15 protein-coding genes and 1 tRNA gene are annotated in these 14,929 nt (G+C 57.5%); 7 read left to right on the forward strand and 9 right to left on the reverse strand.

What is annotated here, in order from left to right; genetic code table 11:
- The first annotated feature begins 12 nt into the window (after positions 1-12).
- The 4 genes from ACSBQV_RS00140 to ACSBQV_RS00155 all read left to right on the forward strand — a co-directional run bounded on the left by ACSBQV_RS00140 (position 13) and on the right by ACSBQV_RS00155 (position 4,856).
- A complete protein-coding gene (locus ACSBQV_RS00140; protein WP_099782767.1) occupies positions 13-2,508 on the forward strand; it encodes a fimbria/pilus outer membrane usher protein in 2,496 nt (831 codons plus the stop codon).
- Between the two features lie 15 nt (positions 2,509-2,523).
- Complete coding sequence (locus tag ACSBQV_RS00145; RefSeq protein WP_004928073.1) at positions 2,524-3,588, forward strand: fimbrial protein; 1,065 nt, start codon at positions 2,524-2,526, stop codon at positions 3,586-3,588.
- 136 nt (positions 3,589-3,724) lie between these two features.
- Entirely contained in the window at positions 3,725-4,249 is a 525-nt protein-coding gene (locus ACSBQV_RS00150) for a hypothetical protein (protein ID WP_099782765.1), read from the forward strand.
- A 169-nt stretch (positions 4,250-4,418) separates the two neighbouring features.
- Complete coding sequence (locus ACSBQV_RS00155) at positions 4,419-4,856, forward strand: helix-turn-helix transcriptional regulator (protein WP_197751833.1); 438 nt, start codon at positions 4,419-4,421, stop codon at positions 4,854-4,856.
- A gap of 74 nt (positions 4,857-4,930) precedes the next feature.
- On the opposite strand, the gene ACSBQV_RS00160 is transcribed toward ACSBQV_RS00155, so the two are convergent.
- From ACSBQV_RS00160 to ACSBQV_RS00175, 4 genes are all read right to left on the reverse strand, one after another.
- A complete protein-coding gene (locus ACSBQV_RS00160; protein ID WP_099782794.1) occupies positions 4,931-5,731 on the reverse strand; it encodes a DNA/RNA non-specific endonuclease in 801 nt (266 codons plus the stop codon).
- A 188-nt stretch (positions 5,732-5,919) separates the two neighbouring features.
- Positions 5,920-6,234, reverse strand: a complete 315-nt coding sequence (locus ACSBQV_RS00165; protein WP_094141854.1) for a hypothetical protein — start codon at positions 6,232-6,234, stop codon at positions 5,920-5,922.
- 236 nt (positions 6,235-6,470) lie between these two features.
- The gene (wrbA, locus tag ACSBQV_RS00170) at positions 6,471-7,070 is read right to left on the reverse strand and encodes an NAD(P)H:quinone oxidoreductase (protein ID WP_099782763.1); all 600 of its coding nucleotides are present in this window, start codon (positions 7,068-7,070) and stop codon (positions 6,471-6,473) included.
- Positions 7,071-7,148: 78 nt separating this feature from the next.
- Positions 7,149-7,766: a LysE family translocator gene (locus ACSBQV_RS00175; protein ID WP_099782761.1), complete on the reverse strand. Its 618-nt coding sequence runs from the start codon at positions 7,764-7,766 to the stop codon at positions 7,149-7,151.
- Between the two features lie 68 nt (positions 7,767-7,834).
- Between ACSBQV_RS00175 and ACSBQV_RS00180 the strand changes: the two genes are divergently transcribed.
- On the forward strand, positions 7,835-8,758 hold the full coding sequence (locus ACSBQV_RS00180) for a LysR family transcriptional regulator (RefSeq protein WP_099782758.1): 924 nt from the start codon (positions 7,835-7,837) through the stop codon (positions 8,756-8,758).
- Here the strand turns inward: ACSBQV_RS00180 and ACSBQV_RS00185 are convergent.
- The gene (locus ACSBQV_RS00185; protein WP_033650701.1) at positions 8,742-9,209 is read right to left on the reverse strand and encodes a helix-turn-helix domain-containing protein; all 468 of its coding nucleotides are present in this window, start codon (positions 9,207-9,209) and stop codon (positions 8,742-8,744) included. The genes ACSBQV_RS00180 and ACSBQV_RS00185 overlap by 17 nt on opposite strands.
- Before the next feature lie 117 nt (positions 9,210-9,326).
- Complete coding sequence (locus ACSBQV_RS00190; protein WP_099782756.1) at positions 9,327-9,902, reverse strand: helix-turn-helix domain-containing protein; 576 nt, start codon at positions 9,900-9,902, stop codon at positions 9,327-9,329.
- 67 nt (positions 9,903-9,969) lie between these two features.
- Between ACSBQV_RS00190 and ACSBQV_RS00195 the strand changes: the two genes are divergently transcribed.
- Positions 9,970-10,893, forward strand: a complete 924-nt coding sequence (locus tag ACSBQV_RS00195) for a DMT family transporter (protein ID WP_434991383.1) — start codon at positions 9,970-9,972, stop codon at positions 10,891-10,893.
- Positions 10,894-10,943: 50 nt separating this feature from the next.
- Here the strand turns inward: ACSBQV_RS00195 and cycA are convergent, their stop codons facing one another.
- Entirely contained in the window at positions 10,944-12,344 is a 1,401-nt protein-coding gene (cycA, locus tag ACSBQV_RS00200) for a D-serine/D-alanine/glycine transporter (RefSeq protein WP_033642613.1), read from the reverse strand.
- Between the two features lie 350 nt (positions 12,345-12,694).
- On the opposite strand from cycA, the gene ACSBQV_RS00205 reads away from it, so the two are divergent.
- Positions 12,695-12,770: transfer RNA gene (locus ACSBQV_RS00205), tRNA-Arg, on the forward strand.
- 220 nt (positions 12,771-12,990) lie between these two features.
- Here ACSBQV_RS00205 and ACSBQV_RS00210 read toward each other — a convergent pair.
- Both ACSBQV_RS00210 and ACSBQV_RS00215 read right to left on the reverse strand, forming a co-directional pair.
- Positions 12,991-13,494, reverse strand: a complete 504-nt coding sequence (locus tag ACSBQV_RS00210; protein ID WP_099782754.1) for a DedA family protein — start codon at positions 13,492-13,494, stop codon at positions 12,991-12,993.
- A gap of 74 nt (positions 13,495-13,568) precedes the next feature.
- Positions 13,569-14,807, reverse strand: a complete 1,239-nt coding sequence (locus tag ACSBQV_RS00215; protein ID WP_434991428.1) for an MFS transporter — start codon at positions 14,805-14,807, stop codon at positions 13,569-13,571.
- Positions 14,808-14,929 lie beyond the last annotated feature (122 nt).

Below are 14,929 nucleotides of genomic sequence, written 5' to 3' on the forward strand. Positions count from 1 at the left end.
TGAAGAACGGCCATGAAGCTTAAACTAAAATTGCTTTCGATACTGACCGCATCTGTATTCATACCGTTAAATAAAGCATCGGCGATGAAATTCGACACTTCTCTATTGGCCGGTGCGTCCAGCGAATCCGATCTGTCGCGTTTTTACCTCAATAATGACATGCCGGCAGGCACGCAAACGGTCGACGTGTATGTCAACCAGAGTTGGAAAGGGCGGTTCTCGTTGCAGTTCGGCGAACATAAAGGCGATATTCGCATCGCCCATCGTGACGCCGCCCTGTTGGGCATCGATATGAGTCGTTTGTCCATCGGGGGGGACAAGGGGCCGATCCCCGTCCAAACGTTGGTGCAAGGAGGAAGGGCGGACTTCGATGTGGGGACGTTGAGCCTTAAGCTGACGCTGCCCCAGTCGCGAGTGATTCGCGCAGAGGCCGGCTATGTTGACACCAAATTTTGGGATCGCGGCGTGCCTGCGCTGCTGCTGGCCTATAACGCCACCTATTACCACGTGCAGTCGTTGCAGGGCGACAAGGCGTCAAACGACGATTTCTATACCGGTTTGGAATCGGGGGTCAATCTGGCGGGTTGGCAATTCAGAGACAGCAGCAATTTCCGCAGCAGTTCGCGGCAAGGCAGCGATTGGCAAAATAATACTCGCTATGTGCAGCGTGGCTTCGCCGCCATCAAATCGAACCTGACGATGGGCGATTTCTATTCGCCGGGTGATTTGTTCGACTCGATTCGGGTGCGGGGCGGCGCTTTAGCCTCGGATATCAATATGCGGCCCAATTCGCAGCAGGGCTTTTCGCCGATAGTACGGGGCGTGGCGCAGAGCAATGCCCTGGTGAAAGTATTGCAAAACGGCAACCTCATCTATCAGGAGAACGTGCCGCCGGGCGCCTTTACGCTGGACAATATATTGCCGACCGGTTCTGCGGGGGATCTGTTGGTCGTGGTCAGGGAAGCCGACGGGCGGGAACAATCCTTTACCGTGCCGTTTTCCGCCGTTCCCAACATGTTGAAGCAGGGCGTCAGCAAATACGGCCTGGTTGCCGGTAAGGTCAATCAGGCGGATACCGACTATGCGCCCGCTTTCGTGCAGGGCACGCTGCAGTACGGCTTCAATAATCTGGTCACCGGTTACGCCGGTACGATCCTCAGCGAGGACTATCGCGCCTGGCTGCTGGGCAGTGGCTGGAATCTGCCGTTCGGCGCGGTATCCGTCGATGTGACTCAGGCCTCGACGCATTTGCAGAATCGCAACGAGAATGGGCAAAGTTTTCGGATCGCCTACAGCAAGTTTTTGGACGCTACCGCAACCAACTTCACGCTGGCGGCATACCGTTATTCGACCAAAGGTTATTACAGTTTCAACGATGCCATCTACACCCATCAAGGCTACCGCGAGCGTGACAAGCGCTTTCACGATTATTGGAACGATCGGGATGACGATGAGCTTGCCCCGCTGGATTTGAATACCTGGGATGCCGTTCGCGCCGCTCGTCCGCGCAATACCTTCAATTTGAACCTGAATCAGAGGCTCGCAGACGGGTGGGGCACGCTCTATTTCTCCGGCACCCAGCGCGACTATTGGTCGGATACGAATAAAAGCCGGGAATACCAGCTCGGGTATTCAAACGCCTTCGCGCGCGTCAGTTACAACATTTCCGCGAGTCGCGTGAGAAATTCCGATCGCAAAGAAGAGACGCGGTTTTATCTCTCTCTGAGCGTGCCGTTGTCGATGTTCGACAACAATGCCTATCTCAGCACCAGCTTATCCGCCACCGATTCGCACTATCAGCAAAGCTCGCTGAGCCTGAGCGGCAATGCGCTGGAATCAAACCGTCTGAGTTATGCGCTTGCCGGCAGCAATCAAAGCGGCGGCAACAGCATGGCGAGCGTGAATGCCGCCTATCGCGCCAACGCGACGACCGTTGGCGGCTCCTACAGTGAATCATCAGACTATCGACAGTTGGGCATGAGCGCCCGCGGCAGCCTGGTGGCGATCCCTTGGCATTTGCTGGCGTCCAACGAAATGGGCAACACCATGATGGTGGTGGACGCGCCCAAGGCCAAAGGGCTGATGGTGAACGGCGACGAGAGCATCGTCACTAACGACGAAGGGCTGGCTTTGGTGCCTTACGCCACGCCTTACCGGCAAAACTCCGTGACATTGTCGGATACCGGCAACAGTTCCGGCGCCGAGATCGTCGGCAATATCGCCAACAGCGTGCCCTATGCCGGCGCCGTCAACTATTTGAGATTCGAAACCGATCGGCGTCGGCCTTATACGCTGCGCGCCTTTAAGCGCGGCAATAAGCCCCTGCCATTTGGTGCGGAGGTGGCGGATCAAAGCGGGCATGCCATTGGCTTCGTCGGGCAGGCCAGCGTCCTGTATCTGCGGGTGGAGCAGCAGCCAACGTCACTGGAGGTCAGGCTGAATGACGGTGTCTGCAAGATTGAACGCCCGAAAATCTCGATGGACAGCGCAGCCAACACATGTCGATAAAAGGATAATTACACCATGCTCAGGATACTCGCACTGACCCTGTCCCTATTGTTCAGCGGTTACAGTTACGCTTCATGCTACGGCAACGGCATCCAATATGCGCCGCCTATCTACGTCGATTTGTCGGATAAGCTCAGCGATAAAACCCCGGTCTGGGAAGGCAGTTTTTATACGCAATACAGCGGTTCATTCAGTTGTTCAACCTCGAGCAGCGAATTCGGCTATACGCGCATCCTGTCAACCGACAGCACAAAGGCGACCATTCTGGGATTCAACAACGGTAAATATTGGATACGCGCGGAGATAACCAACGACATCGCCAACAAAAAACTTAGCGGTTGGGGATCGCACTCCGCTTCGGAATTGAATCAGCCGATGAATATTCGTTTCAGTCTGGTCAGCAAGACGGGCACATCGATACCCGGCGACACGGTTAGCCTTAAGGACGTGATGTTCGTGACCGATCTGAGCGGGATGTCCTTGCTGGAGATCATTTTGTGGCCCGCCAAGCAGTTGGTGAAGATCTTGACCTGGCTGCTCAACGGCTTCAATTGGCCTTACGATCAGCGCGACATGTACGGGCAGCCGATGACCATCAAGTATGCGCCCAAGATGACGACCTGCACTTTCGACAATGCCGGCCTGGCGGTGAAGTTGCCGACGCTGGGGATATCGCAGATTACTCAGGGGGCGCAAAATGGCCTGACGCCCTTTACGCTGAATTTCAGCTGCCAGAATCGGCAAAGTGGCGGCACGGCCGATCGGGATATCAATATGTTTTTATCCAGCAATAATCTGTTGTCTTCGGATAATACGGTTTTGATTGATAAAAGCGCTGAGGCGGCAAAAGGCATTGGCATCCGGCTGGTCAAGACGGCTTCACCGAATAACCCCGTCACGCTGTCGCTTTCCAGCGTGACGCCAGGCGCGGCGACTTCATTATTTCACGTGGGAACCGGCAATGCTTTGGATGCGCAATTTTCCATCGGCATGGCGGCCTATTATTATCCTTACAGCCCCACCGCAATGAGCAGCGGGGGAATTAACACATCGGCTACGCTTAACATTATATATAAATAATTCTTTTGTTATTTTTAATAATAAAAAACAGGTTGCCACATATAAGAAAAATCTTAACATGGTAATTGGTGGCGAATATTATTTGCTTGAATAATATTGGTGTTTAATCCGGATCTCTATGTTGAGGATGAATTGTATGACGGAACAAATCCAGATCGGTGTCAAAGTGGAAAAATCGCTAAAAGATGAGGTTGACGTCATTCTTCGCGGTTTGGATATTAAGCCGACGACGGCGATAAATGGGCTTTATCAATATATCTCGCAGCATGGAGAGCTCCCTTTTGTCATATCAACCAGCGTGAAAACACCGAAGGATATCGCCGGCGGGTTGTTCAAGAACCTGTTTTCCTTACAAAGCACGCTCAGCGTTTTCCTGGATAAAGTGCAAATGAAGCGGTGTGTCAGCAGGGAGGAAGTATTGATTGTGCTCGATATATTGCGCGATTTTATCGTTGGTTTTCGCCAAAGCGCGCAATATCTCGGCGCTTCGCCTTTCGGTCGGCGCGTAGTTTGGAAGGATGCCGTATGCGCCGTCGAGAGTATTCATGAAATTCTAGATAATAACGTGAAATACAGTGAAGATGGCATTATGAGTTTGGATGAAAAATATCTTTCATCGCTGTCCGCATTGCTGATCTCATTATGTTCTTCACTTAAGTAAGTCGGGCCAATAAAGTTAATTGACATGACTGCCATGGGGGCGTTGTTAAAAACGCGCCCATGACAAATAGCAATGGGGTGATCCTGTGCGAGTGGCTATATTTTCTGATGATTACTATTTATTCTATGGCATATCGCAGATCTTAATGTCGTTGGAGGGCGTTGAAGTTATGGGTCTGCATTCATCTGCACGCCGTGGATTACATGCCATGTATTGTCATGCAGAAGTGGTCATCGTCTCTTTCTCGTCTATCTGTCGGGTTATGAATTTCTTATCGCATATTATCGACAGGCCTGACAATACGATCGTCTTAACCGGCGTGGAAACGCCGCGACTGGCGAATTTTAACTGCCTGAAAAAAAACATCGGTCTTACGACGTTCGTTGAGGCAATAAAAATGTTCACCGCGAGCTGCAAAGGGCAGAGCCTGTCGCCGCGCGAGCTTTCGGTGTTGGCCATGCTGCTGGCGGGAAAACCGAATACCGGCGTCGCTAAGGCGTTGGGCATTTCCGAGAAAACCGTCAGCCAGCATAAAATGAACGCCATGCGTAAATTGGAAATCGAACGTTTTCACCAATTTATTGTTGCGGCAGATGAGCGAGTGTAAGCGTGATGCCGTTGGCGGAGTGAGCGCCGTCTGATGCCAGAGTAAAAGTAAACCCGCCGAAGCGGGTTTTTCCGTCAGTTTTTGCAGCCCATCAACTCCGGCAGAACGCCGGGCTTGTTCTTCAGCGAAGCCTGTACGTCGTCAGGCAGACCAGCCCAGATGATCAGGCCGGTGCGTTTCTCGATCTCGTCCACCGTCACGCGGAATTGGCAAAAATCGGCGCCCTTCGGCGTGTTTTGATCGAACAGGAAAGCGGCATAGTGGTTCACGGCCGGGCTGTTGTTGATGAAAATCACCTTCCAGTAGGCGCTGGGGATGGTGTGCGCTTTCTGGGTGCCCGGCAGTTTGCCCATATCGCGTTCATACAGCGGCCCGGTCACGGTATAGACCGAAGAGATGTCCGCGCGATCGATAAGCTTGCGCTCCTGATCTTCCAGCCGCGCCCAGGCGCCCTGGTTCAGGTCGGACTTTTGCGGCGTGATGTTGGACAGGTAGTTCAGCGATTCCCAGTCGGAAACGCCGGCCAACGAGGCCAGCGGCGCCTGATGGCCGCGATCGACCTTCAGCGCCGCGTTGGCGCCGGTGTAATCGGCAGGGGCCAGGGTATCTGCCGGATTGAGCGCCGGGTCGGTTTTCCAGTTGCGCGTCTTGCCACTGGCCGGCGTGTCTTTGGTGATGTGATAGGCCACCCAGTTGGCGAATTTGGTGGTGCTGTTATTGTTCAACGTATAAGCATGACGCACGATCGACACATTGCTGCCGCCGCCGGTCGGGCAGCCAACCGCGCAGTTGTCGATAGATTCGAGCGTCTCGGCCGACGCCTGTGCGGCGAACAGCAGGGCGGCCAGGGCCAACATCTTGTTGTTAAAGCGCATATTCATATCCTCAATAAGTCAAAAAAATACTGTATGTATTTACAGTAAATTAAACTTATCGCAGTGAAACGAATACAACAATGCAACACATTCATGTTGTGAATGTGTCAGTCATGGTACAGCGATACCGCACGTTAAAGTCGGCAGAAATAAAAACGGCGTCCAACAGACGCCGTTTCAAAAGGGGGTTATTCCAGCAGGTCGTTGACCGTGCGGCGAACGTAGTGCGTCATCTGCGCCAGATCGTCCGCTGACACCGGCCCGCCGCCGGCGCGCACCACCTGCTGCTCAATTTGGGCGATCTCTTGCTCGACCTTATTGGCGATCTGCACTTTAACTATCTTGTCCACCGAAGACAGCAGCACCTTCAATACCACTTTCAACGCGATGTTTTCGCAGAACGAGTCGTAGTGATGAACCGGCGGCGGCGGGGCCGGAGCCGGCTCGGGCGCGCGCGGAGCCAGAGCTTTGAAGCTGTCTACATTTTCAATAATAAGATCCATGTCTCTTATTAGTTCATCAAAATCTTTAGACACTGACTTATTCCCTTCGCTGTGCGCAAAAAACAGAACGCCCGTCCTCGGGCTGAAAGCCGATGAGCGACGGGCAGAACGAATTCGGGCCTGGCCTTCAGACGCTGAATGGCCGGGGGAGGGGCATTCTAACCTTGCGGCGGGTCGGCAACAAGATGGGGCCGTGCGAATGCGCGGCCCTTTGAATCACGGGTGCAGGAGGGCGATTAACTTTTCAGCTTGGCGGTGATTTTCGCCACGTGCTCGCCCTGATAGCGGGCAATGGTCAGCTCTTCGTTGCTCGGCTGTCGCGAACCGTCGGCGCCGGCGATGGTGGTCGCGCCATACGGTGTGCCCCCGCGCCCCTGCGAAACGTCAAACAGCTCCGGCGTCGCATAGCCGATCGGCACGATGATGAAGCCGTGGTGCGCCAGCGTGGTCCAGGTCGAACTGATGGTTTGCTCCTGGCCGCCGCCGGTGCCGGTGGAGGAGAAGACGCTGCCCACCTTGCCGTACAGCGCGCCGGAAGCCCACAGGCCGCCGGTCTGATCGAGGAAGGTGCGCATCTGTCCGGCCATGTTGCCGAAGCGGGTCGGCGTACCGAAGATAATGCCATCATAGTCCGCCAGCTCTTGCGGGGTGGCGACCGGCGCCTGCTGGTGTTGTTTGCCCCCGGCCTTGGCGAAGGCTTCCGGCGTCATGGTTTCCGGCACGCGTTTGACCGTTACGTCCACGTTATCGACCCGATTCGCCCCTTCGGCCACCGCCTGCGCCAGGCGTTCGATGTGGCCGTACATTGAGTAATAAAGCACCAACAGTTTCGTCATGTTTCGTACTCCCGCTCAGATGATTAACAAAAACCCCTGATAAGCATAGAAGCGAATGACGAACTTGGCGTCGCGGCGTTACCTGATGCCGGCGATCGCCAACAGGGTGCCAAAGACAATCAGCAGCCCGCCAAAGGTGCGATCGATGCCGCGGCGCAAACGCAAAAAGCGCGCATTGACACCCGGCGCGGAAAACAGCAGCGCGACGGCGGCGAACCAGAATACATGGACGGCGGCGATAAAGAGGCCATAGCCGATCTGTACGCCGAGCGCGGTGTGGGGAGAGACCACCTGCATGAACAAACTGACGATGAAGATGGTGGTTTTCGGGTTTAACGCGTTGGTGAGAAAGCCGGTTTTCAGGGCGGCGAGATCGCTGATGGCGGCCGGCGTCGTGGTGGGCGCGGCGTCGTGATGGGTTGCGTTGCGCAGCAGCGTAAAGCCGAGGTAGATCAGGTAGGCGGCGCCGATGCCTTTGAGCAGGTTAAACAACCAGGGCGACTGTTGGATCAACACGCCGACGCCAATCAGCGTATAGCTGACATGGATCAGTACGCCGGCGCCAATGCCGCAGGCGGTGAAGATGCCGGCGCGGCGGGAGAGCAGCAGGCTGTTGCGCGAGACCATGGCGAAATCCGGCCCGGGGCTGATTACAGCGAGTAAAGTAATAGTGACGACAGCGATGAGTTCAGTCATAGTTATCCTTGCGATGTTTATCAATAGAGTGACTGATTTATAAGAGTAATTTTTCTCGGTGACAAACGATGAATAGTGACGATATCGGTGAGAAAAACTCACGCAATAGGACCAGGCCATTGCCGTTGGGCGGGCTGCGCTGCTTCGAGGCCGCCGCGCGGCTGGAAAGTTTCACGCAGGCGGCGCAGGGGCTGAATTTGACGCATGGCGCCATCAGCCGGGCGGTGAGGGCGCTGGAAGAGGAATTGGGCGTGGCGTTGTTTGAGCGCCGCCATCGGCGGGTACTGCTCACGGCGGCGGGCCGCAAGCTGTTTCAGGCGACACAGCAGGCCTTCGGCATTCTGGACCATACCGCGCTGGAGCTGCGCCAGCAGGCGCTCAATGCGCCGCTGATCTTGTCCTGTGAACCGACCTTATTGATGCGTTGGCTGATCCCGCGTTTGCCGGCTTTTCAGCGGGCGCACCCGGACATCAACTTACAGCTGGTGGCGGGCGGCGGTCCGTTTTCGTTCCATGACGGCATCACGGCGGCGATCCGGCGCAATGACTTCGATTGGGGAAATCAGGCGCATAGCCTGGCGCTGTTCAATGAAAAGGTCGGGCCGGTGTGCCAACCCGAGGCGCTGACGAGGCTGACGGCCTCTGTGGACGGACGGCGGCTTTTGCGGCCGGGCGCCAAACTGCTGCATGCCGCGACCCGGCCGGATGCCTGGCGGCACTGGGCGCATCAGCAGGGGGTGACATTGGCGGGGCATCCGGAACAGCGCTTTGACCATTTCTATTTCAGCCTGCAGGCCGCGGTAGCCGGCCTTGGTATCGCAATCGGCCCATGGCTGCAGGTGCGAGACGATCTGGCCGCCGGCTTGTTGAGCGCGCCGTTCGGTTTTACGCCCGACGGCAGCGGCTATTACCTGCTGTCGCCGCAGTCTATCGTGCCGGGCAGCGCGTTGGCCCGGCTGGCCGAGTGGCTAACGCTCACGGCAGGCGCCTGAGTTTTTGCGCCAGCCGCTGTTCCTGCCAGCGGCTGAAGACGTTGCGCAGCAGCAGGGTACGCACCGCCCGCATGATCAGCGCGAGGCTCATGCCGCCGATCGCCCATAGCGCCCAGAGATAGTGCGGGTGGGTAAAGACGTTGACAGCGAGCAATATCGCGCCGATGACGGCGAAACGCACCGCCATGCTCAGCAGTTTACCCTCTGCCGCAACCTGGCGACGAAGGCGCTGCGCCTCAGGCGTCTCCTCCTGCGGTGCCTGCGGCGGCGCGTTGAGATCGCTGACCTGCACGCCCAGCGCGGCGGCGATTGCGGTCAAGGTTTCCAGGCTGGCCTGTTCGCCGTTTTCAATCCGCTGTACGGTGCGGGTGCTGAGGCCGGCGATGGCCGCCAACTGCTCCTGCGACCAGCCTTTTTCCAGGCGTAATGGTCTGATGCGGTACTTTTGCATGGTGCACTCCCGAGTTCGCTGTCACTGTCATCCAGTGTAGGAGGCGCGGGGTAGCGGCGCCACGACAGCGGCACGACGGCGACACGACATCCGCCGCCGGCGTGGGCCGGCGGGCAGTCAGAAGGCGACGTTGCGGATAAAGCGCAGCGGGAGATCGCCGTGGTTGGCGTAAGCGTAGCGCTGATCGCTGTTGAAGGTTTGCGTGGCGCCGGCGCTGAGCGTCAGCGTGCCTTGTTCCAGTTCCAGCGTCAGGGTGCCGGCAATCACGTAGATGATTTCGCTCCAGCCTTCGGCGTCCGGCGCAGAGTCGTAGCGCTCGCCCGGCATCAGCGTCCATTCCCACAGCTCGGCCCGTTGGCGTGCCGGCACGCTGGCGGCAAACAGCGCCTGGCTGCCCGGCAGCGCGCCTTGCCAGGCCAATTCGCCCACCAGATGGTTGCCGCGCGCTTCCGGCGCCTGAATCAGATCGGTGAACGAAATCGCCAGGGCGGCGGCGATCTTGTCGAGCACCGCCAGACTGACGTTGCGATCGCCGGCCTCGATGCCCGCCAGCATGCGGCGGCTGACGCCGGAAAGTTCGGCCAGCGCCATCTGGCTCAGGCCCGCCTGTTGGCGGTAGCCGCGCAGATTGCTGCTCAGGTACTGCAGCACTTTGGGGGGATCGGTTTTCGCGTTATGCGCCGTATTGCTCATCGCCGGACTTTATCTCATACTGGCAGGATCTGTGCATTATATTGCACTCAGCAGGAAGGGCAAGCCGGTGTCAGCAGCAAAAAAATCCTTTATTTCCGCCGTGGTTCCGCAAATCAGGTTGCCGGAAGCGGTGTTGATTTTCATCACCATGATCTGGGGCGGCACCTTTTTGGCCGTGCATCACGCGATGCAAGTCAGCGGGCCGTTCTTTTTCGTCGGTCTGCGTTTCGCCACCGCCACGCTGGCGTTGACGCTGTTTTCGCTGCGCGTGCTGCGCGGCCTGACCCTGTATGAACTGAAGGCGGGCGTACTTATCGGGCTGGCGATCATGTTCGGCTACAGCATGCAAACCGTCGGTCTGCAGACGATTACCAGCAGCCAATCGGCGTTCATCACCGCCATGTACGTGCCGATCGTGCCGCTGTTGCAATGGCTGGTGCTGGGGCGGTTCCCCGGCATTATGTCGTGGATCGGTATTCTGCTGGCCTTTACCGGTCTGATGCTGCTGGCGGCGCCGAGCAGCACGGACATGTCGCTGAGCCTCAGCGAAATTCTGACGCTGGCCGGCACGCTGGGCATGGCGGCAGAGATCATTCTGATCGGCGCCTTTGCCGGCAAGGTGAATATCCGCCGGGTGACCATTGTGCAGCTGGCGACCGCCTCGCTGGCCTCATTTTTGATGATGGCGCCGACCGGCGAATCGCCGCCGCCGTATTCGGATTACCTGCTGTACAGCGCCATTGGGCTGGGGCTGGCCAGCGCGTTGATTCAGCTGACCATGAACTGGGCGCAGCGCAGCGTTTCACCCACGCGCGCTACGGTGATCTACGCCGGCGAACCGGTCTGGGCGGGCATCGTCGGGCGGCTCGCCGGTGAGCGTTTGCCGGGCGTGGCGTTGTTGGGGGGCGCGTTGATTGTGATCGGGGTGGTGGTCAGCGAGCTGCGCGTACGGCGCAAGGGGAAAGCGGCGGTGGCGACGGAAGCGGATTAGCGCAGAGGCAAGAAAGAACAAAGGGGCGGAGATATCCGCCCCTTTTTGCATCACGCGGTTTTCTTCTTGCGCAGGAACACGTAAGACAGGCCGAGCAGGATGAACCACAGCGGGGTAACGATCAGCGCCTGGCGGGTGTCTTCGCGCAGCGACAACAGCACCAACACGAACACGAAGAACGCCATGCACACCCAGCACATCAGTTTGCCGGCCGGCATTTTGTAGATCGATTTCTGGTGCAGCGCCGGGCGCCGTTTGCGGTAGACCAGATACGAACACAGGATGATGGTCCAGACGAACATGAACAGAATCGCCGACACGGTGGTCACCAGGGTGAAGACCGTCATCACGTTCGGGATCAGGTAAATCAGCACCACGCCGCCCAGCAGGCAGATGCAGGAGAAGGTGAGGCCGTTGGCCGGCACCGCGCGCTTGGACAGGTTGGCGAACGATTTCGGCGCGTCGCCTTCCTGCGCCAGCCCGAACAGCATGCGGCTGGTGGAGAATACCCCACTGTTGGCGGAGGAGGCGGCGGAGGTCAGCACCACGAAGTTGATCACGCTGGCCGCGGCCGGCAGGCCAATCAGCACGAACAATTCAACGAACGGGCTCTTGTCCGGCACCACGGAGCTCCACGGCGTCACCGACATGATGACGATCAGGGCGAACACGTAGAACATGATGATGCGGATCGGAATCGAGTTGATGGCGCGTGGCAGTGACTTCTCCGGATCCTTGGTTTCCGCCGCGGTGGTGCCCACCAGTTCAATGCCGACGAAGGCGAATACCGCGATCTGGAAGCCGGCGAAGAAACCGCTGATGCCTTTCGGGAACATGCCGCCGTCATTCCACAGATGGGTGAACGAGGCTACGGTACCGGTTGGCGACTGGAACTGCATGGCGATCATCACCAACCCGGCGACGATCAGCCCGACGATGGCGACGATTTTGATCATCGCAAACCAAAACTCCATTTCACCGAACATCTTCACCGTCGCCAGATTAAGGCCGAGCAGCAACAGCACGCACAGCAGCGAAGCGATCCACTGCGACAGTTCAGGGAACCAGAACTGGGCATAGGCGGTGATCGCCACGACGTCGGCGATGCCGGTGACCACCCAGCAGAACCAGTAGGTCCAGCCGGTGAAGAAGCCGGCCCACGGGCCGAGCAGATCCGCGGCGAAATCGCTGAACGATTTGTATTCCAGGTTGGACAGCAGCAGCTCGCCCATGGCGCGCATCACGAAGAACAGCATAAAGCCGATGATCATGTACACGAAGATGATCGAAGGGCCTGCCAGGCTGATGGTTTTACCGGAGCCCATAAACAGACCGGTGCCGATGGCGCCGCCGATGGCGATCAGTTGAATATGTCGGTTAGTGAGGTTTCGCCGTAGATGATCTTCTGAAGCGGGCGTCGCGTCAGTCGCTATTTTAGAGTGATCTACCATCTGATGATGTCCTGTTTTACCTGTCATTAGTGAAGTCGTGAGCTCTGAAGTGGCTCTTTTTTATACATTTATCCGGTTGGTCCGGCTTTAGTAAGGTAGTGCAATAACGCCACCTTTGTGCAACATGTTTACAACATTTATACGCGGGATAAAAGTCGATCAATCTTTACACGAGAGGAGGCAAATCGGACGTTCAGGGAGCGGAAGATTACTCTTCAAACGGTGGGATTAACAGACCTTATGCGGCTTATCTCGTTGATTAAACAAAGGGTTGTAAAATTCGCATGAGAAAAAGTAATGGGTGTAAGCGTTTGACAGCGAGGCTGACAAGAAGGGCGATTTATCTCGTTGGGCCGTTAGCTCAGGCGGTAGAGCCGTTGATGTCTAATCAACGAGACAGAGGTTCGCCCCCTGTACAGCCCGCCAACCAAATCAGCGTGTTACGCTCAGACATTTCTTTGATTGTGCCCTCATGGCGCCGTTTTAAGCGCGTATTCTGCAAAAAAATTCGCATTTTTCGACTGATGTTCAGAAAGGTGATCTGGCGCAAACTGCGATGTTGCACCGTACTTTATACGGCAAGGGAGGCTGTGCGCTGGCGCAACGTCGGCGCAGGGATGGGGCATTTGCCCAAGAATCTTTCAGGTCAAGAAACGGGGAACACATGCGCGGCCGACATCAAGAGCAGTGCCCAAACGGCGGCTGAGAGTGCGGCGGTGGCATAGACGCGCCTCGCCGGCAGTTGCAGCATGCCGGCCATCAGCGGCACGGTGTAACGCATCACCGCCAGAAAACGCGAGGCGAACAGCAGCGGCAGCCCGCGCTTTTGCAAGGAACGTTGCGCTTTGCGCAGTGGGGCGTGAAAGCGTGCCGGCAGCCGGCGGCCAAGATCGCGACGGCAGAACAGTGCGCCGCAGTGGAAAGACAGGATTGAGCCCAACGCCGCGCCAAGGGCGATGGCCGCCCAAACCGCGCCGATCGGCAGCGCATGTTTGCCCGCAAGGATGCCCATCAGCAGCGTCACCGAGGCAGGCGGCAGGACGGAGGACACCACGATCATGGATTTTCCCAGCGCGAACAGGAAAATCAGCAGCAGCAACATCTCCGGTTCCGGGCTGTATTTGGCGATAATGTGCGTCAATTCATCCATTTAACACCTGTGGGCGAGAGGGCTGACTGTCAGTGTCCCATCCGCAGGTTCAATAATGGCTAAATAACGCGTCGCTATCCGGTTATCTCTGCGTCTTGCTTGCGTGCCTCAGCATGCCGATGTCTGAGCGCCCCTAACAGCACGGCGCACAGCAGCGAAAAGGCGGCCAGCACCAGCGGCCCGGCATGCGGGCTGTGAAAACGCTGTTCCGCCTCAGTGCGGATCAGCGGGGCTAAAAAGCTGAATGCGGCGCCGAGCGTGGTGCAAAAACCGATGCCGGCCGCTAGCGCCGGACCGGTGAGCAGCTGAGCGGGAAACGTCCAGAAAATGGGTTGTACCGCCAGAAAACTGACTGCGCAACAGCTCAGGGCGACGATAGCGAGCAACGGGCCGGCATAGGAAGAGACGACCAACCCCAGCGCTGCCGCGACCATGCAGCCAACGGCGATCGGCAATCTTCTGGCGGTTTTTCTGTCGGCATAGCGCGGCAGGAAATAGACGCCAAGCGCGGAGCATGCCCAGGGAATGGCGGCCACCAACGAGGCCTTGAAGCCGAGATGGGTGCCCATCAGCGAGGCGATCTGCGACGGCAGAAAAAACATCAGGCCGTATACGCCGATTTGCAGGGTGCCGTAGATCAACGCCAGATGCCAAACTTTGCCGCTTCTCATCGCCGCTTTAACGCTGCTGGTTTCGGTGCGCTGCTGTTCAGCGGCCAGCTGTGTGACCAGCGCATTGCGTTCTTCCTCGGTCAGAAAGCGGGCCTGCCCTGGGCTATCGTCGAGATAGAAAAAGGCGAAGACGCCGAGGACGACGGCCGGCAACCCTTCCAGCACGAATATCCAGAACCAGCCGGGCTTGCCCAACACGCCGTGCATCTCCAGCAATGCCCCCGACAGCGGTGAGCCGAGCGTCAGGGCCGCCGGTACGCCAAGCACGAAAATGCCAATGACCGAGGCGCGCACCTTATTGGGAAAATAGATCGACGCCAGCAGCAGGATGCCGGGGTAAAAGCCGGCTTCGGCGATCCCCAGCAGAAAGCGCAGGACAATAAATTGCTGCTCGTTGGCCACCAGCCCGGTACAGGCCGACAATGCCCCCCACAGCGCGGTGGTGGCGCTGAGCCAGCGTTTGGCGCCCCAGCGATTCATCAACAGGTTGGCCGGAATGCCGAACAGCGCATAGGCGGCAAAGAATATTCCCGCGCCCAGCGCAAAGGCGGATTGCGACAGCGCGATATCGATGGCCATCGCGTCTTTGGCAAAGCCGACGTTGACCCTGTCGATAAACGCAATGAAGTACATGGCGAACATCAATGGCACCAGTCTGCGCCAGGTTTTGCGGATGGCGGCGTTGAGCGCTGGAGCGGCATAGTTGGCGTGATTCACTGGCGGTAACCTCTCTTCTGAGAATGATAAACGTCGGTCATAAGGAC

The sequence above is a fragment of the Serratia sp. B501 genome, assembly GCF_051172315.1.
GTDB classification, from domain to species: Bacteria; Pseudomonadota; Gammaproteobacteria; order Enterobacterales; family Enterobacteriaceae; genus Serratia; species Serratia ureilytica.